Genomic DNA, 18,557 nt, shown 5'->3' on the forward strand with positions numbered 1-18,557 from the left:
TTCAACCACGGAACTCGGCGCGGCCTTTGTACGGTGCTTTACCAGCCAGCTGCTCTTCAATACGCAGCAGTTGGTTGTACTTGGAGACGCGATCCGAGCGGCACAGCGAGCCGGTCTTGATCTGGCCAGCAGCAGTACCGACCGCCAGGTCAGCAATGGTGCTGTCTTCGGTTTCACCCGAACGGTGCGAAATCACCGCGGTGTAACCGGCAGCCTTGGCCATCTGGATGGCCTGCAGGGTTTCCGTCAGGGTGCCGATCTGGTTGAACTTGATCAGGATCGAGTTGCCGATCGACTCGTCGATACCGCGTTTGAGGATCTTGGTGTTGGTCACAAACAGGTCGTCACCCACCAGCTGCACCTTCTCACCGATCTTGTCGGTCAGCACTTTCCAGCCTGCCCAATCGGACTCATCCATACCGTCTTCGATGGAGATGATCGGGTAACGCTGAGTCAGACCCGCCAGGTAGTCGGCGAAACCTTCAGCGCTGAACACCTTGCCTTCGCCGGCCAGGTCGTACTGACCGTCCTTGAAGAACTCGCTGGAAGCGCAGTCCAGCGCCAGGGTCACGTCGTCACCCAGGGTGTAACCGGCATTGGCCACGGCTTCGGCGATAGCCGCCAGTGCGTCTTCGTTGGACGCCAGGTTCGGCGCAAAACCGCCTTCGTCACCCACGGAGGTGCTCAAGCCACGAGCCTTCAGCACAGCCTTGAGGTGGTGAAAAATCTCGGTGCCCATGCGCAGCGCATCAGCGAAGGTCTTGGCGCCAACCGGCTGAACCATGAATTCCTGAATGTCGACATTGTTATCGGCGTGCTCGCCACCGTTGATGATGTTCATCATCGGCACCGGCATCGAGTAGACGCCCGGTGTGCCATTCAGGTCGGCAATGTGCGCGTACAGCGGTACGCCTTTAGCCTGCGCAGCAGCCTTGGCCGCAGCCAGGGATACGGCGAGGATGGCGTTGGCACCCAGGGTGGCTTTGTTTTCAGTGCCGTCTAGGGCAATCATCGCCTGATCCAAGGCTTGCTGATCGGCAGCATCTTTACCCAGCAGCAGGTCGCGGATCGGACCATTGATATTGGCCACAGCCTTCAGCACGCCCTTGCCCAGGTAACGGCTCTTGTCGCCATCACGCAGTTCCAGCGCTTCACGCGAACCGGTGGAGGCACCGGATGGCGCACAGGCGCTGCCGATGATGCCGCCGTCGAGAATTACATCGGCTTCCACAGTCGGGTTACCACGGGAATCGAGAACCTCACGGCCTTTGATGTCGACGATCTTTGCCATTGCGTGTAGCACTCCAAAAAATTGACGAAAAGGGTCGTACCAGCTGCACATTCATCATCCACTGAAGAGCATTTCGGTGGATAACCTGTACTGACTAATCAGCCATATTGTATACAAAAGGCACTTTACCGGAGATTTGCCGTTTCAGGCAGTCTCAATCGGCGCAAAACTCTTGATCAAATCATCCAGCTGCTTGAGCTGGGTGAGGAACGGCTCCAGCTTGTCCAGGCGCAAGGCGCAAGGGCCGTCGCACTTGGCATTGTCCGGGTCCGGATGCGCTTCCAGGAACAACCCAGCCAGCCCCTGACTCATGCCGGCTTTGGCCAGATCAGTCACCTGAGCACGGCGACCACCAGCGGAGTCGGCGCGACCACCTGGCATTTGCAGGGCGTGGGTCACATCGAAGAACACCGGGTAGTTCATCTGCTTCATGATGCCGAAGCCAAGCATGTCCACCACCAGGTTGTTGTAACCGAAGCTGGAACCACGCTCACAAAGAATCAGCTGATCATTACCGGCCTCTTCACACTTGGTCAGGATGTGCTTCATCTCCTGAGGCGCGAGGAACTGGGCCTTTTTGATATTGATCACTGCACCGGTCTTGGCCATGGCCACAACCAGATCAGTCTGCCGCGACAGAAACGCCGGCAGCTGGATGATGTCGCAAACATCAGCCACCGGCTGCGCCTGATACGGTTCATGCACGTCGGTGATTACCGGCACACCGAAGGTCTTCTTCACTTCCTCGAAGACCTTCATGCCTTCTTCCAGACCTGGACCACGGAAGGAGGTGATGGACGAACGGTTGGCCTTGTCGAAACTGGCCTTGAATACGTAGGGGATACCAAGTTTTTCAGTAACCCGTACATACTCCTCGCATGCGCGCATCGCCAGATCACGTGACTCAATGACGTTGATTCCACCGAACAGCACAAAGGGCTTGTCGTTGGCGATCTCGATGTTGCCGACCTTGATGGTTTTCTGACTTACGATCCGCTGTGTCATGCCTTAGGCCTTTTTAGCTTGCTGAGCCAGGGCGGCATTGACGAAACCGCTGAACAGCGGGTGGCCATCACGCGGCGTCGAGGTGAACTCCGGGTGGAACTGGCAGGCCACAAACCATGGATGATCCGGCGCCTCAACCACTTCAACCAGCGCACCGTCACCCGAGCGACCGGTAACCTTGAGGCCGGCATCGATCAACTGTGGCAGCAGGTTGTTGTTCACTTCATAACGATGACGATGGCGCTCGACGATCACATCCTTGCCGTAGCAGGCATGCACTTGCGAGCCGGCCTGAAGCTGGCAATCTTGTGCGCCTAGACGCATGGTGCCACCCAGGTCAGAGGAGTCGCTACGCGTCTCGACTTCGCCGGTAGCGTCCTGCCACTCGGTGATCAGGCCGACAACCGGGTGCTGACTGGAGGTATCGAACTCAGTCGAATTGGCATCACTCCAACCCAACACATTACGGGCAAACTCGATGACCGCCACCTGCATGCCGAGGCAGATACCCAAGTAAGGAATCTTGTTTTCACGGGCGTATTGCACGGTCTTGATCTTGCCTTCCACGCCGCGCAGACCGAAACCGCCCGGCACCAGAATGGCATCCACGCCTTCAAGCAGCGCAGTGCCTTTGTTCTCGATGTCTTCAGAGTCGATATAGCGCAGGTTGACCTTGGTGCGGTTCTGGATGCCGGCATGGCTCATCGCTTCAATCAGCGACTTGTAGGCATCCAGCAGTTCCATGTACTTGCCGACCATGGCGATGTTGACTTCTTTTTCCGGGTTGAGCTTGGCGTCTACTACGCGGTCCCACTCGGACAGATCGGCACCGCCACACTCCAGACCGAAGCGCTCAACGACGAAGTCATCCAGCCCCTGGGCATGCAGCACACCTGGAATCTTGTAGATGGTGTCGACGTCTTCCAGGCTGATCACCGCACGCTCTTCAACGTTGGTGAACAGGGCAATCTTGCGGCGCGAGGACACATCCACGGGGTGATCAGAGCGGCAGATCAGCACGTCAGGTTGCAGGCCGATGGAGCGCAGCTCTTTCACCGAATGCTGGGTCGGCTTGGTTTTGGTTTCGCCAGCCGTGGCGATATACGGAACCAGGGTCAGGTGCATCAGCATGGCGCGCTTGGCGCCCACTTCCACACGCAACTGGCGAATGGCTTCGAGGAACGGTTGCGACTCGATGTCGCCGACCGTACCGCCGATCTCAACCATGGCCACATCAGCGTCGCCCGCACCCTTGATGATGCGGCGCTTGATTTCGTCGGTGATGTGCGGAATGACCTGAATGGTCGCGCCCAGGTAATCACCACGGCGCTCGCGGCGCAGCACGTCCTCGTAGACGCGACCGGTGGTGAAGTTGTTGTTCTGGGTCATGGTGGTGCGGATAAACCGCTCATAGTGGCCCAGGTCGAGGTCAGTCTCAGCGCCATCGTGGGTGACGAACACCTCACCGTGCTGGAACGGGCTCATGGTGCCCGGATCGACGTTGATATAGGGATCCAGCTTGAGCATGGTGACCTTCAGGCCCCGCGCCTCCAGGATAGCCGCCAATGAAGCCGAGGCGATGCCTTTCCCCAATGAAGAAACAACACCACCCGTGACGAATATGTAGCGCGTCATGAAAAACCCTAGAAGTCTGCGTTTAAGCGGTCAGTGCCGCCGGGGAAAGCGAAGGAATACCGAAGCTGCCAATCACGATATGCCGCAATTAGCTCGCCCTGCCGATTCCCAGAGGAGCCGACAAAAGCTGTAGTAAGACGGGAGCGTAGTCTACCGGAAAGGGCTTATCAGCTCAAACCTTGATCATCAGTCGGCGGCTGCCAATGCAATTGCCAGCCGTCATCGGTGCCCCCCTGCAGACCTGGCAGGTTAGCGATTGCTACAACCTGGTTATCCAGGCGCAGCAGCGGCAGGCGGTCGCGGACAAAAGCCGGGACACGCCGCTCATTGAACAGACGCTTCAGGTCACGATGCCCGCGCCCCGACAGCATGATCTGCTCACCCGCCCGACGATAACCCAGCTGCCAGTTACCGGCCGGCAAGCAGCCTTGAATATGCGCGACCCCATTACCAGGCAACACCAGACGTCGATTATCGGCTACGGCAATGTCGGGGGACGGCGGGGAACGCAGCCAATCACCCGCCAGCCACCACAGACACGCATGGCTACGACGCACTTCACCAGAGGCCAATTGCCAAACCGGCGTGGCATCCAGCGCCGCATCGCGCAGGGCTTGCCAACCGGCCCAATGCTCTGTATCCGGCATCGCGGTCAGGGGGCGAAGCCAGTAACGCAGGGCATTGCGTTGACGCGCGTCGCTCAGCTCACGCAATGTCGGCAAATGGAGGCATGGCAATGGCAGCCAGGCAAATTCGCCAGGCACCATAGCTGCATGCACATCCTGCTCAGCCAGCTCATCCAGCAGTTGTTGCGCCTCTCTCAGGTGCGCAGCACTGCGCGCCAGTGCGTTATGCGCCTGCGGCCAACGCTGGGAAAGCCGTGGCAATACCTGGCGCCGCAAGTAGTTGCGCGAGAACCGTTCATCGGTATTGGATGGGTCATCGACCCAGACCAGCCCGTGAGCCTGTGCATAAGCCAGCAACTCGGCACGAGAACAGTCCAGCAAGGGCCGCAGCAAATACCCTGCACCCAGCGCGCGACTGGCAGGCATACCCGCCAACCCCTGCACACCCGCGCCACGCAACAGGCGAAACAGCAGGGTTTCAGCCTGATCATCACGATGCTGCGCGGTCAGCACGACCTCGCCGACAGCCAGGCACGCCACAAAAGCCGCATAACGGGCATCGCGCGCCGCACGCTCAAGACTGGCGCCCGGCTGCACCTGCACCGGCACAACCTGCAGCGGCACTGACAACGCAGCACATAGCTCACGACAATGCGCAGGCCAGGCATCAGCCACAGCCTGTAAGCCGTGATGAATATGAATGGCGGAAAGCGGCGGCAACGCCTCACGTTGCGCGAGGCTGGCCAAGAGGTGCAGCAGTACTGTGGAGTCCAGGCCACCGGACAAGGCAATCCGCCACGCCGGTGCGCCGCGCCAGGGCGCCAGAGAGTGCAGCAGCCTGGCGCTTAGACTCACTTAGGCGATGCCGTAGCTCATCAGACGCTCATAACGACGCTTGAGCAGCGCATCGGTATCGAGCCCCTTGAGGGTTTTCAGCTGAGCCAGCAACGCCTTACGAATCGACTCAGCCGCAGCAGCCGGATCACTGTGTGCGCCGCCCAGCGGTTCACTGATGACCTGATCGACAATGCCCAGCCCCTTCAGACGCTCAGCCGTGATACCCATGGCTTCAGCTGCATCGGGAGCCTTCTCGGCGGTCTTCCACAGAATCGACGCGCAGCCTTCCGGTGAAATGACCGAATAGGTCGAGTACTGCAGCATGTTCAGCTGGTCGCACACACCGATGGCCAAGGCACCGCCGGAACCACCTTCACCAATTACGGTGGCGATGATCGGGGTCTTCAGACGCGCCATGACACGCAGGTTCCAGGCGATGGCTTCGCTCTGGTTGCGTTCTTCGGCGTCGATACCCGGATAGGCCCCTGGGGTATCGATAAAGGTCAGAATCGGCATGTTGAAGCGTTCGGCCATCTCCATCAGACGGCAGGCCTTGCGATAGCCCTCAGGACGCGGCATGCCGAAGTTGCGCCGTACCTTTTCACGAATCTCACGGCCTTTCTGATGCCCGATGACCATCACCGGCTCACCGTCCAGACGCGCAACCCCCCCCACCAAGGCAGCGTCGTCAGAGAAGTGACGATCACCATGCAACTCGTCGAATTCGGTAAAGATGTGTTGGAGGTAATCCAGGGTGTAGGGACGGCGCGGGTGACGCGCCAGCTGAGCGATCTGCCAGCTGCTGAGGTTGCCGAAAATGCTTTCGGTCAGCGCGCTGCTCTTGTCCTGCAGGCGGGCGATTTCATCAGTGATGTTCAACGAGTTGTCGTTACCGACCAGGCGAAGCTCTTCGATCTTGGCTTGCAGGTCGGCGATCGGCTGTTCGAAATCGAGAAAATTCGGGTTCATAGTCATCCGTCTTGCGTCGACGGCCAAGTGGCCGGGAGCTGTATCCGTTATCGCGCCCTACCATATAGCAGCGGGCGCACTCAGGTCGACACCCGAAGTGGCAGGAAAGTTTTCCGTGCTCACTGCGGCGTATCACGACCAAAACCGGCGAGGCCGCAGCCCCGCAAATCAGCGGTAGTGCAAAAAGACGTTGTCGCGGCCGAACTGGTCACGCAATGCCTGAATCAGACTGTCAGCCGGTTCAATGCGCCAGTTATCGCCGAACTGCAGCTGCGCCTTGGCTTCGCTGCCACTGTAGTCAACGGTGATCGGGCACGCGCCGCGATGACGGCCGCATAGCTCAGCCAACCAGCGCAGGCGATCCCCCTGCAGCACACTGCTGCCAACCTGCAGACGCAGGCTGTCAGCCAGACCGGTACGCGCCTCTTCAAGGCTCATGACGCGTTTGGCACGCAAGCGCAGACCGCCGGAGAAGTCGTCGTTGCTCACCTCCCCCTCAACCACCACCAGGGCGTCAGTCTGCAGCAGGGCCTGAGCACTGTTGAAGGCTTCGGCAAACAGCGAGGCTTCGATGCGCCCGGAACGGTCATCGAGGGTGATAAAGCCCATCTTGTCGCCCTTCTTGTTCTTCATCACGCGCAGGTTAACCACCAGTCCGGCGATGGTCTGGTCACCGCGCGCGGCTTTAAGGTCAACAATGCGCTGACGGGCAAAGCGGCGCACTTCACCTTCATATTCATCAATCGGATGGCCGGTCAGGTACAGCCCCAAGGTGTCTTTTTCACCTTTAAGACGCTCCTTGAGACTTAGCTCGCGGGCGCGCAGGTGATTGAGGTAGACATCCGCCTCGGCATCGGCAAATACACCGCCAAACAGGTCCATGTGACCGCTTTCGGCGCTGCGGGCGGTTTGCTCGGCGGCCTGCACAGCTTCTTCCATCGCGGCCATCAGCACCGCACGATTGCGGTCGATATTGGCCTTGTAGGCTTTCAGCTCTTCATGGAAATGCGGACCGAGGCGATCCAGCGCGCCGCTGCGAATCAGCGCTTCTAGGGTGCGCTTGTTGATGCGCTTGAGATCCACCCGGGCGCAGAAATCGAATAGGTCCTTGAACGGGCCGGACTCGCGCGCCTCAACAATGGCCTCCACCGGCCCCTCGCCCACCCCCTTGATTGCACCCAGGCCGTAAACAATCCAGCCCTCGTTGTTCACCGTGAACTTGAACTCGGAAATATTCACGTCCGGCGCATCGAGGCGCAGCTTCATGCTGCGGCACTCCTCGATCAGGGTGACCACCTTGTCGGTGTTGTGCATATCCGCCGAGAGCACCGCGGCCATGAACGGCGCCGGATGGTGCGCCTTGAGCCAGGCGGTTTGATAAGACACCAGGCCATAAGCCGCCGAGTGAGATTTGTTGAAGCCGTAACCGGCGAACTTCTCCACCAGATCAAAGATGTTGCCCGCCAGGTTCGCATCGATCCCGTTGCCGGCGCAGCCTTCGATAAAGCCACCGCGCTGCTTGGCCATCTCTTCGGGTTTTTTCTTACCCATGGCGCGGCGCAGCATGTCCGCACCACCCAAGGTGTAGCCGGCCATCACCTGAGCAATCTGCATCACCTGTTCCTGGTACAGGATGATGCCGTAGGTCGGTTTCAACACCGGCTCAAGGCCTGCGTACTGATAGTCCTGATGCGGGTAGGAAATCGGCTCACGACCGTGCTTACGGTTGATGAAGTCGTCCACCATGCCCGATTGCAGTGGACCGGGGCGGAACAGCGCCACCAGAGCGATCATGTCTTCCAGGCAGTCGGGCTTGAGCTTTTTGATCAGCTCTTTCATGCCGCGCGATTCAAGCTGGAACACCGCCGTAGTCTCGGCTTTCTGCAGCATGCTGAACGTTGGTTTGTCGTCCAGTGGGATAAAGTCGATGTTCAGATCCGGCAGGCCCTTCTTTGCCTGCTCGCGGTTGATGGTTTCCATCGCCCACTTGATGATCGTCAGGGTGCGCAGGCCGAGGAAGTCGAACTTAACCAGGCCGGCCTGCTCGACATCGTCCTTATCAAACTGGGTCACCAGACCGCCGCCTTCATCGTCACAGGCAATCGGCGAGAAGTCGGTGAGTTTGGTAGGCGCGATCACCACACCCCCGGCGTGCTTGCCGGTGCCGCGACAGATGCCTTCGAGCTTGAGCGACATCTCCCAGATTTCCCGGGCGTCTTCATCGACTTTGAGGAACTCGCGCAGCGGCTCCTCCATCTCATAGGCCTTTTCCAACGTCATGCCGACTTCGAAGGGAATCATCTTCGACAGCCGATCGGCCAAGCCATAGGACTTGCCCTGCGCCCGCGCGACATCACGCACCACCGCCTTGGCCGCCATCGTACCGAAGGTGATGATCTGGCTCACCGCGTTGCGGCCGTATTTCTCGGCCACATAATCGATTACCCGGTCGCGGCCATCCATGCAGAAGTCGACGTCGAAGTCGGGCATGGAGACCCGTTCCGGGTTGAGGAAACGCTCGAACAGCAGGTCATAGGCCAACGGGTCGAGGTCGGTGATCTTCTGCACATAGGCCACCAGCGAACCAGCACCCGACCCACGGCCTGGGCCGACTGGCACGCCGTTGTTCTTCGCCCACTTGATAAAGTCCATTACGATCAGGAAGTAACCTGGGAAACCCATCTGGATGATGATATCCAGCTCGAAATTCAGCCGATCGATATAGACCTGACGCTTCTCTTCGTAATTGGGCGTGGTCTCTTTCGGCCAGAGCACCGCCAGGCGTTCTTCCAGGCCCTCGAACGAGACCTGACGAAAGTACTCGTCCATGGTCATGCCAGCCGGCACCGGGAAGTCAGGCAGGAAGTACTTGCCCAGTTGCACTTCGATGTTGCAGCGCTTGGCGATCTCGACCGTGTTTTCCAACGCCTCGGGCAGGTCACTGAACAGCTCGGCCATTTCCTGCGGGCTTTTCAGGTACTGTTGATCGGAATAGGTGCGCGGACGGCGCGGGTCATCCAGGCTACGGCCCTCGCCAATGCACACGCGGGTTTCGTGCGCGGCAAAGTCATCCTGTTTGAGGAAGCGTACATCGTTGGTCGCCACCAATGGCGCGCCGAGCTTGTCGGCCAGCGCTACAGCCGCATGCAGGTGTTCTTCATCGTTGACCCGGTTGGTGCGCTGCACCTCCAGGTAGAAGCGCTCGGGGAAGACGGCCATCCACTCCTGCAACAGCGCTTCGGCCGTGGCCTGCTCGCCATCAAGCAAGGCATGGCCAACCTCGCCTTCCTTCGCGCCAGACAAGGCAATCAGTCCCTCGGCCGCCTGCTTGACCCAGTCGCGCTGGATAATCACCAGGTCATTGCTCTGCCCTTCGCTCCAGCCGCGCGAGACCAGCTCGGTGAGATTGCGGTAGCCCTTGGCATTCATCGCCAGCAGGGTCAGGCGACTGAGTGGGCCATCCTCCTCGGCGCTGGCCAACCAGATATCGGCACCACAGATCGGCTTTATGCCACCGCCCATGGCCGCCTTATAAAACTTCACCAGCGAGCACATATTGCTCATATCGGTGACCGCCACTGCCGGCATCCCGGCTGCCGCCACTGACTTGATCAGAGGCTTGACCCGCACCAGCCCATCGACCAGGGAAAACTCGGTGTGCAAACGCAGATGGACAAACGAAGCGGTCATGGCAGTCCTATACAAAACGCAAAAACGACAAGGCAGGGATTGTACAACCGCAGCCGCGAGCGACAAGCGCACAGCATAGCGAGGGTCGAGTGTAATGACGGCGTCAGTCGTCCAACAAGGCCCGCACCGGCGCGAAGGAACGTCGGTGAATTGGAGTCGGCCCCAGACGCCGCAAGGCCTCCAGATGCACAGGCGTGGGGTAGCCCTTGTGCCCGGCAATGCCGTAGCCCGGGTATTGCTGATCTAACACTTGCATCTCGCGATCACGGCTGACCTTGGCCAGGATCGACGCCGCAGCAATCGCCGGCACCTGACTGTCGCCCTTGACCACTGCGGCACTGGGCACCTGCAGTTTGGGGCAGCGGTTGCCATCAATCAGCGCCAGCTTGGGCGTCACGCTCAAGCCCTCGACCGCGCGCTGCATGGCCAGCATAGTGGCGTGCAGAATATTCAGGCGGTCAATCTCTTCCACCTCGGCGCGGGCAATGCACCAGGCCAGGGCCTTCTCGCAGATTTCATCGAAGAGTTTGTCGCGACGGGCTTCGCTGAGTTTTTTCGAATCGTTCAAACCCAGAATCGGCCGCGCCGGATCAAGAATCACCGCTGCCGTAACCACCGCACCACAGAGCGGGCCGCGACCGACCTCATCGACGCCAGCCACCAACTCCTGCACCAGGGTGAAATCCAACCCCAGTTGCATCAGCCACGCCCTGCGAGCTGCAGCACAGCCTTGGCAGCCTGTACCGATGCGTCTCGCCGCAGTGCACGGTGAATCACGTCAAAGCCTTCGGTCTGCACCTCGCCGCCATCCAGCAGCGGCGCCAGTAATTGAGCCAAAGCCTCTGGCGTAGCGGCATCCTGGATCATTTCTGGCACCAACAGGCGCTCGGCCAGCAGGTTTGGCAGGGAAATATAGGCACTGGTAACCAGGCGTTTGAGAATGCGATAGGTCAACGGCGCAACCTTGTACGCCACCACCATCGGTCGCTTGTATAGCAAGGCTTCCAGAGTTGCCGTGCCGGAGGCGATCAGCACCGCATCGCAGGCGGCCAAGGCCTCATGGGAACGGCCATCGAGCAAGGTCAACGGCAGATCGCGGCCCACCAGCATCTGTTCAAGCTGGGTGCGGCGTTCGGGGCTGGAACACGGCAGAACAAACTGAATACCAGGACGCAAGGCCCGCAAGCGCAAAGCGGCATCAAGAAACAGACTGCCCAAACGCGCCACTTCACCACCGCGACTGCCTGGCAGCAGGGCAACCACCGGCTGATCCTGCAGCAAATTCAGTGCATCACGGGCGGCACGACGATCCGCCTGCTGCGGGATGGTGTCGGCCAGTGGATGGCCGACAAAGCGCACGGGAACCTGATGATCCTGATAGAACTGCGCCTCGAAGGGGAACAGGGTCAACATCAGATCGCAGGCTTCACGAATTTTCAGCACGCGCTTCTGCCGCCAGGCCCACACGGACGGACTGACGTAGTGCACAGTTTTGATGCCGGCCTGACGCAGCTTGAGCTCAACCGTCAGGTTGAAATCTGGCGCATCAATGCCGATAAACACGTCCGGTTTGGCATCAACCAGAGTACGGATCAGGCGTTTACGCCGCGACAGTAACTCGGGCAGACGACCGAGTACCTCGACCAGCCCCATGACGGCCAGGCGCTCCATCGGAAAGTAAGCGTTCAGCCCCTGAGCCTGCATCAGCGGACCACCCACGCCAATGAACTCGATCTGCGGGTTTTGGGCTTTCAGGGCCTGCATCAGGCCCGCACCAAGAATATCGCCAGACGCCTCGCCGGCGACCAGCGCGACACGCATCAGGTCTGTCATAAATTAACGGGTAATGCCGCGGCTGGAAGCCTGGATGGAATCGCGAAAGATCGCGACTTCGGGGAACGCTGCAGCGGATTCCGCCAGCTCAGCCAGGGCCTGCTCAACGGTAAGCCCCTGGCGATAGACGATCTTGTAGGCACGGCGCAACGCAGCAATCGCCTCGGCACTGAAACCACGACGGCGCATGCCTTCAAAGTTCATGCTGCGCGCTTCGGCGGGGTTGCCAAACACGGTGACAAAGGCCGGTACATCCTTGCCAATCGCCGTGCCCATTCCGGAAAAGCTGTGCGCGCCAATTCGGCAGAACTGGTGCACCAAGGTGTAGCCAGAGAGAATCGCCCAGTCATCCACCCACACGTGCCCAGCCAAAGCGGTGTTGTTGACCAGAATACAATGGTTGCCGATCACACTGTCATGGCCCACGTGAGCGTAGGCCATGATCAGATTGTGATCGCCGATAGTGGTTTCGCTGCGATCCTGCACCGTACCGCGATGGATGGTCACGCCCTCACGAATCACGTTGTGATCGCCAATGACCAGACGAGTCGCCTCACCCTGGTACTTGAGGTCAGGGGTGTCTTCACCCACGGAGGAGAACTGATAGATACAGTTATGCTTACCGATCCGCGTCGGCCCCTTGAGGATCACATGAGGGCCAATCACTGTACCCTCGCCAATTTCCACATCAGCCCCGATTATCGACCAAGGACCAACGACTACGTCGTCAGCCAGCTTGGCGCTAGGGTCAATAATGGCGCGAGGGTCAATCAAACTCATAGCTTGCGTTCCGCACAGATGATTTCGGCCGAGCAGACTTCCTTGCCGTCGACACTGGCCTTGCACTCAAACTTCCAGATACTGCGCTTACTGCTCAGGTACTTGGCCTCGAGGATCAACTGATCGCCCGGCACCACCGGCTGACGAAAGCGTAGCTTGTCGGAGCCGACAAAGTAATACAGGGTGCCATCAGTCGGTTTCAGCCCCATCATCTTGAAGCCGAGGATGCCAGCGGCCTGAGCCATGGCTTCGATGATTAGCACGCCCGGCATGATCGGGTGCTCAGGGAAGTGGCCGTTGAAGAATGGCTCATTGATGCTGACATTCTTGTAGGCACGAATGCTTTTTCCATCGAGGTCCAGCTCAGCCACCCGATCCACCAGCAGGAACGGATAGCGGTGCGGCAAGTATTCGCGAATCTGGTTAATGTCCATCATGTGCAGAGAAGCCTGTAAGAGAAAAAAGAGAAGCCGGCAACACCGGCTCAGGCATCAGATGAAGTGTCGGCGGCTGGGGTCACGGAGGCCAGCTGCTTTTCCAACTGTTGCAGGCGACGCGCCATGTCATCCAGCTGACGAATGCGTGCCGCACTCTTGCGCCATTCAGCCGCAGGCTGCATGGCGGTACCTGACGAATAGGAACCGGGCTCAGTAATCGAGCGGGTCACCATGGTCATACCGGTAACGAACACGTTGTCGCACACTTCGATGTGCCCGACCATGCCCACACCGCCGGCTATCATGCAGTTCTTGCCAATTTTGGTGCTGCCGGAAATCCCCGCACAACCGGCCATGGCGGTGTTGTCGCCGATCTGCACGTTGTGCGCGATCATGATTTGATTATCCAGCTTGACGCCGTTGCCAATCAGCGTGTCCGACAGCGCCCCTCGGTCGACAGTGGTATTGGCACCAATCTCGACGTCATCACCGATGGTCACCCCACCGATTTGCGCGATCTTTTGCCACACGCCCTTCTCGTTGGCAAAGCCAAAGCCCTCGCCACCGATCACCGCACCCGACTGAATAACCACACGTTTACCAATCTGCACGTCGTGATACAGCGTCACTCGCGGAGCCAACCAACCGCCCTCACCGATCACCGAACGCGCACCGACAACACACTGCGCGCCGATACTTACACCGGCAGCGATATGCGCGCCACTTTCGATCACCGCATAGGCGCCGATACTGGCACTCGCATCAACGTGAGCATCCGCAGCCACCACAGCCGTTGGGTGCACGCCAGGCAGTGCCTGGGGCTTGCGGTCAAATAGATGGGAGAGTTCGGCATACGCCAGGTAAGGATTAGCAACGACCAAAGCATTGCCGGCATAGCCTTCGGCATCAGCTGCGGTCAACAGCACCGCACCAGCCTGGCAGCCCGAGAGAAACTTGCGGTATTGCGCATTGGCGAGAAAACTCAGCTGATCAGCACCGGCTTCCTGCAAGGTAGCCAAGCCGCTGATCGGCTTGTCCGTGGCACCACGCAAGGTGGCGCCCAGACGCTCGGCCAACTGGCCAAGGGTATAAACCGCTGCACTCATGATCAGCGCAGCTGGTTCATGCGCTCGATAACCTGGCGGGTGATGTCAAACTGAGGTTTGACATCAATCACCGCACCGCGCTCCAGCACCAGGTCGAAGTTGCCAGTCTTGATCACTTCTTCCACGGCCTTGTCCAGGTTGGGCTTGAGCTTCTTCAGCATTTCACGATCTGCCACAGCCTTGGACTCGTTCAGCTCTTTGGACTGGAACTGGAAGTCACGGGCTTTCTGTTTAAATTCAAGTTCCAGACGCTCGCGCTCAGCAGTCTGCATTTTCTCGCCTTCTTTAACCAGGCGATCCTGAATGCGCTTGGCATCGCTTTCGAGAGTCTTCAACTTGTTCAGTTGCGGACCAAATTTCTTTTCGGCATCCACGGCATAACGTTTGGCAGCATCAGACTCCAACAACGCCATCTGATAGTTCAAGACGGCAACTTTCATCTCGGCAAACGCCGGGGTAGCAAGCATGGCAACGCTAAGCAAAACCAGTTGTGTCAACTTACGCACAGTGCAACTCCTGCAAACTGTTGTTATTCAATAATCTGACGCTTAGAACGTCTGACCGAGAGAGAACTGGAAGATCTGTGTATCAGCATCATCCGGTTTGACGATTGGCATGGCCAGACTGAAGCTCAACGGCCCCAATGCAGTAATCCAGGTCAAGCCAACACCCACGGAACTGGCCAGCTGCCCCGGGTCGATATTGTTGCAGTCGGTTTGAGTCTTGCCGCAATTGGTATCAAAAACATTACCCACATCCCAGAACAAAGCGGTACGCAAAGAGCGTTGATCTTTGACAAACGGCATGGGGAACAACAATTCAGCACCACCCTGGATCAGTACGTTGCCACCAAACGGTAACGGGTCTTGATCCGGATCAAATGCGGTACCTGGGTTCTTGCCCTTACTCGGCGTACTGCGAGGGCCGAGACTGCTATCTTTGAAACCACGTACAGAGTTGAAACCACCGGCGTAGTAATGCTCGTAGAAAGGCAGATCAGATGTAGAGCCATAACTCTCACCGAAACCCAACTGACTGTGGAAACGCAGGGTATAGGTATCATTTAACGGCTTGAAAACCTGACCACGGTAGTCGATTTTGAAAAATGACAGATCGCTACCTGGGACAGTCGTCTCGAAGACCAAACTCTGCGAGTGACCCCGATTTGCAAGTACACCACGGTTTAGAGTCGATTCCGACCAACCAACTGAAGCTTTGAGGTTAAGGTAACTGTCACCTTCAGCCTGAATAAAGTTGAAAATCTCATCAACGGTATAACGACCCGTGCTGATACTGTCGCTCTGAACCGTGAGCCCATAGGTCAACCGCGAGGTATCACTAATAGGGTACCCGATACTGACGCCCGCCCCATAACTGTCCACCGCATAACTAGAAACATCGGTGTTCAGCTCTTCGTAATCGGTCTCGCGGAAGAAAGCGTTATAACCCAAGCTGACACCGTCCGGCGTCCAATAAGGATCAACGAAACCAAAGTTGTAATTGCTCTGGTACTCGCTGCGGGTCAAACCAAGGCTGACTTTGTTACCGGTGCCCAGGAAGTTGTTCTGAGTAATTGAGCCGCCGAGTATCAGACCGGCATTCTGGGCGAAACCAACACTGGCAGTAATCGACCCCGAAGCCTGTTCTTCAACTGTGTAATTGACGTCAACCTGATCATCAGTACCTGGCACTTGCGGGGTTTCAACGTTGACTTCCTTAAAGTAACCCAAACGCTCCAGGCGGGTTTTGGACTGGTCAATCAGGTAAGTAGAAGCCCAGCCTCCCTCCATCTGACGCATTTCACGGCGTAGCACTTCATCTTCCGACTTGGTGTTACCACGGAAATTGATGCGATTGACGTAAGCACGCTTACCTGGGTCAACCACAAAGGTAATGGACACCGTGCCGTCATCGTGCGCTTCTGGCACACCATTGACGTTGGCGAAGGTATAACCTTCGTTACCCAGACGGCGGGTAATCAGCTCAGAGGTAGTGGTCATCACTTTGCGCGAGAACACCTGACCTTCTTGAACCAGCAGCAAAGCGCGGACTTCTTCTTCAGGTACTTTCAGCTCACCGCTGAGTTTCACCTCACGTACGGTGTACTTCTCACCTTCGTCGACGTTGACGGTGACATAGACATGTTTCTTGTCCGGGGTAATGGATACCTGAGTCGAGCTGATATCCATATTGATATAGCCGCGATCCAGGTAATAAGAACGCAAGCGCTCCAAGTCACCAGACAGTTTTTCGCGAGCATACTTATCATCGTTCTTGAAGAACGACAGCCAGTTAGTGGTCTTCAGCTCGAACAGGGCAATCAGGTCTTCATCGGAGAAGACGGTATTACCTACTACGTTGATGTGCTGAATCGCAGCAACCGAACCTTCGTTGATATTGATCTTCAGGGCTACGCGGTTACGCGGTTGAGGAATGACTTCGGCTTCAATTTCCGCAGAGTAACGGCCTTGCGCAACGTATTGACGCTGCAACTCGTTACGCACGCCTTCAAGCGTTGCACGCTGAAAGATCTCACCTTCTGCTAGGCCAGATTGATTCAGGCCTTTGAGCAGGTCTTCACTGCTAATGGCTTTGTTGCCATCGATCTCGATACTGGAAATTGAAGGACGCTCAACGACGGTAATAACCAGAACATCGCCATCGCGACCGAGCTGAATATCCTGAAAGAAGCCAGTTTTAAATAGCTCGCGGGTTGCTTCAACCAGTGCACGGTCGTCGGCTTGCGCCCCCACATTGAGCGGCAAGGCACCGAATACGCTACCAGCGGAAACACGCTGGAGACCGGTGACCCGGATATCGGAAATGGTGAAGGACTCGGCGTGAACTTCGGTGATCATCAGTGCGGCAAGCACCGCAGGTAGCAGCAGACGTTTCATGAAGTCCTTTCTTATTCCAACTGACAATAAAAAATCTGCCGCTTAGAGCGACACGTCTTGTTCGTACCGAGAGCGTAATTCAACAGTGGCTACAGGCGACCCAAATCGTTTACCAGGGCCAGTAACATCACCCCGACAACCAAGCTGATGCCGATCTGCATCCCCCAACCCTGTATCCGTTCCGACAGCGGACGACCACGCACCCACTCGATCAGATAAAAAAGCAGATGCCCCCCATCCAGCACGGGGATAGGCAACAAATTAAGAACCCCCAGACTAATGCTTAAGTAGGCGAGAAACTTAAGAAAATCACTCAAGCCCGACTCAGCAGAAGCGCCCGCCACTTTAGCAATGGTTATCGGCCCGCTCAAGTTTTTTACCGAGAGCTCACCAAACAGCATTTTCTTCAGCGAGTTGAGGGTCAGAATGCTCATAGCCCAAGTGTTTTTAGCGCCTTCAGCGATGGCCTCCAGAGGACCGTAGCTGACTTCGCGCAGCATCTCAGGCGGCCATTCGCCACCTGCCACACCAGCACCTAGATAACCGCTAAGGGCTTCGCCTTCACCGCGCGCCGCAAGGGTCAGCGGCACGTCCAGTTGCTGACCTTGACGCTCCACCTGCAAGCTAATTTTTTTACCCGGCAAGCCACGAACCTGATCCACCAGCTGCTGCCAATCAGCCAAAGGCTGACCATCAAGCGCCAGCAGACGATCATTTACCTGCAAACCCGCCGCAAATGCCGGGCCTTCCGGGTCCAGCTGCGCCAACACCGGCTGTAAAACCGGACGCCAGGGACGAATTCCCAGGGAAGCGATAGGGTCTGGCTCGTCGGCACCGCGAAGCCAGTTATCCAGCATGATCTGCCGCGGCGTATCGGCTGACGAACCCGGCTCGCGCACAGCGAGATCCAGGCGACCACTTTCACCCAAGCGACTGACCAGTTGCAGGTTCACCGCAGCCCAACCCGTAGTAGGCTCGCCGTTAACCGCCACAATCTCCTGCCCGGCCCGCAAACCAGCAACCTCAGCAAGACTGCCCGCCTCGACCGCACCAATAACGGGGCGCACCTGCTGGCTACCCAGCATCGCCACAAGCCAGAAGAACAGCAGTGCAAGAAGGAAGTTTGCCACCGGACCAGCTGCCACAATGGCAATACGCTGCTGCACGGACTTACGATTGAACGACTGATCGAGCAACGCCGGCGGCACATCGCCTTCGCGCTCATCGAGCATTTTCACGTAGCCACCCAGCGGGATGGCGGCCACGACAAATTCAGTACCTTGGCGGTCATGCCAGCGCAGCAGCGGGCTGCCAAAACCGACAGAAAACCGCAGCACCTTGACGCCACAGCGGCGGGCTACCCAGAAGTGTCCATACTCGTGGATGGTTACCAGCACACCCAGTGCAACCAGGGTACCGACCAGCATATAAAGCGCACTCATCAAACTTCT

General features: G+C 57.9%; 14 protein-coding genes. All 14 read right to left on the reverse strand.

The genetic code is table 11. The annotated features are described in order from the left end of the window. Position 1: 1 nt before the first annotated feature. The 14 genes from eno to rseP all read right to left on the reverse strand — a co-directional run bounded on the left by eno (position 2) and on the right by rseP (position 18,548). The gene (gene eno / locus OU997_RS01715) at positions 2-1,291 is read right to left on the reverse strand and encodes a phosphopyruvate hydratase (RefSeq protein ID WP_108487681.1); all 1,290 of its coding nucleotides are present in this window, start codon (positions 1,289-1,291) and stop codon (positions 2-4) included. Positions 1,292-1,435: 144 nt separating this feature from the next. Beyond that, positions 1,436-2,296: a 3-deoxy-8-phosphooctulonate synthase gene (gene kdsA / locus OU997_RS01720; RefSeq protein WP_267808670.1), complete on the reverse strand. Its 861-nt coding sequence runs from the start codon at positions 2,294-2,296 to the stop codon at positions 1,436-1,438. A 3-nt stretch (positions 2,297-2,299) separates the two neighbouring features. After that, complete coding sequence (locus OU997_RS01725; RefSeq protein WP_108487677.1) at positions 2,300-3,931, reverse strand: CTP synthase; 1,632 nt, start codon at positions 3,929-3,931, stop codon at positions 2,300-2,302. Between the two features lie 167 nt (positions 3,932-4,098). Next, the gene (gene tilS, locus OU997_RS01730) at positions 4,099-5,412 is read right to left on the reverse strand and encodes a tRNA lysidine(34) synthetase TilS (RefSeq protein WP_267808671.1); all 1,314 of its coding nucleotides are present in this window, start codon (positions 5,410-5,412) and stop codon (positions 4,099-4,101) included. Continuing rightward, on the reverse strand, positions 5,413-6,363 hold the full coding sequence (locus OU997_RS01735) for an acetyl-CoA carboxylase carboxyltransferase subunit alpha (RefSeq protein WP_267808672.1): 951 nt from the start codon (positions 6,361-6,363) through the stop codon (positions 5,413-5,415). Positions 6,364-6,531: 168 nt separating this feature from the next. After that, the gene (gene dnaE, locus OU997_RS01740) at positions 6,532-10,053 is read right to left on the reverse strand and encodes a DNA polymerase III subunit alpha (protein ID WP_108487671.1); all 3,522 of its coding nucleotides are present in this window, start codon (positions 10,051-10,053) and stop codon (positions 6,532-6,534) included. A gap of 103 nt (positions 10,054-10,156) precedes the next feature. Next, entirely contained in the window at positions 10,157-10,753 is a 597-nt protein-coding gene (gene rnhB, locus OU997_RS01745; RefSeq protein WP_267808674.1) for a ribonuclease HII, read from the reverse strand. After that, a complete protein-coding gene (gene lpxB / locus OU997_RS01750) occupies positions 10,753-11,886 on the reverse strand; it encodes a lipid-A-disaccharide synthase (RefSeq protein ID WP_108487667.1) in 1,134 nt (377 codons plus the stop codon). Before lpxB ends, rnhB begins: the two co-directional genes overlap by 1 nt. Positions 11,887-11,889: 3 nt before the next feature. Further along, positions 11,890-12,666, reverse strand: coding sequence for an acyl-ACP--UDP-N-acetylglucosamine O-acyltransferase (lpxA, locus tag OU997_RS01755; RefSeq protein ID WP_267808675.1), 777 nt, complete (start codon positions 12,664-12,666; stop codon positions 11,890-11,892). After that, complete coding sequence (gene fabZ, locus OU997_RS01760; RefSeq protein WP_108487663.1) at positions 12,663-13,103, reverse strand: 3-hydroxyacyl-ACP dehydratase FabZ; 441 nt, start codon at positions 13,101-13,103, stop codon at positions 12,663-12,665. The genes lpxA and fabZ overlap by 4 nt, the downstream gene beginning before the upstream one ends. A gap of 47 nt (positions 13,104-13,150) precedes the next feature. Then, the gene (gene lpxD / locus OU997_RS01765) at positions 13,151-14,212 is read right to left on the reverse strand and encodes a UDP-3-O-(3-hydroxymyristoyl)glucosamine N-acyltransferase (RefSeq protein ID WP_267809848.1); all 1,062 of its coding nucleotides are present in this window, start codon (positions 14,210-14,212) and stop codon (positions 13,151-13,153) included. Next, positions 14,212-14,715: an OmpH family outer membrane protein gene (locus tag OU997_RS01770; RefSeq protein WP_108487659.1), complete on the reverse strand. Its 504-nt coding sequence runs from the start codon at positions 14,713-14,715 to the stop codon at positions 14,212-14,214. Before OU997_RS01770 ends, lpxD begins: the two co-directional genes overlap by 1 nt. A gap of 42 nt (positions 14,716-14,757) precedes the next feature. Beyond that, positions 14,758-17,106, reverse strand: a complete 2,349-nt coding sequence (bamA, locus tag OU997_RS01775; protein WP_267808676.1) for an outer membrane protein assembly factor BamA — start codon at positions 17,104-17,106, stop codon at positions 14,758-14,760. An 89-nt stretch (positions 17,107-17,195) separates the two neighbouring features. Continuing rightward, positions 17,196-18,548: a sigma E protease regulator RseP gene (rseP, locus tag OU997_RS01780; protein ID WP_267808677.1), complete on the reverse strand. Its 1,353-nt coding sequence runs from the start codon at positions 18,546-18,548 to the stop codon at positions 17,196-17,198. Positions 18,549-18,557 lie beyond the last annotated feature (9 nt).

Source organism: Pseudomonas sp. SL4(2022) (genome assembly GCF_026625725.1).
GTDB lineage: Bacteria > Pseudomonadota > Gammaproteobacteria > Pseudomonadales > Pseudomonadaceae > Aquipseudomonas.

Coding starts and splice junctions, on each gene's coding strand:
- eno (WP_108487681.1), bottom strand. CDS start 1,291: ATGGCAAAGATCGTCGACATCAAAGGCCGTGAGGTTCTCGATTCCCGT.
- kdsA (WP_267808670.1), bottom strand. CDS start 2,296: ATGACACAGCGGATCGTAAGTCAGAAAACCATCAAGGTCGGCAACATC.
- OU997_RS01725 (WP_108487677.1), bottom strand. CDS start 3,931: ATGACGCGCTACATATTCGTCACGGGTGGTGTTGTTTCTTCATTGGGG.
- OU997_RS01735 (WP_267808672.1), bottom strand. CDS start 6,363: ATGAACCCGAATTTTCTCGATTTCGAACAGCCGATCGCCGACCTGCAA.
- dnaE (WP_108487671.1), bottom strand. CDS start 10,053: ATGACCGCTTCGTTTGTCCATCTGCGTTTGCACACCGAGTTTTCCCTG.
- rnhB (WP_267808674.1), bottom strand. CDS start 10,753: ATGCAACTGGGGTTGGATTTCACCCTGGTGCAGGAGTTGGTGGCTGGC.
- lpxB (WP_108487667.1), bottom strand. CDS start 11,886: ATGACAGACCTGATGCGTGTCGCGCTGGTCGCCGGCGAGGCGTCTGGC.
- lpxA (WP_267808675.1), bottom strand. CDS start 12,666: ATGAGTTTGATTGACCCTCGCGCCATTATTGACCCTAGCGCCAAGCTG.
- fabZ (WP_108487663.1), bottom strand. CDS start 13,103: ATGATGGACATTAACCAGATTCGCGAATACTTGCCGCACCGCTATCCG.
- bamA (WP_267808676.1), bottom strand. CDS start 17,106: ATGAAACGTCTGCTGCTACCTGCGGTGCTTGCCGCACTGATGATCACC.
- rseP (WP_267808677.1), bottom strand. CDS start 18,548: ATGAGTGCGCTTTATATGCTGGTCGGTACCCTGGTTGCACTGGGTGTG.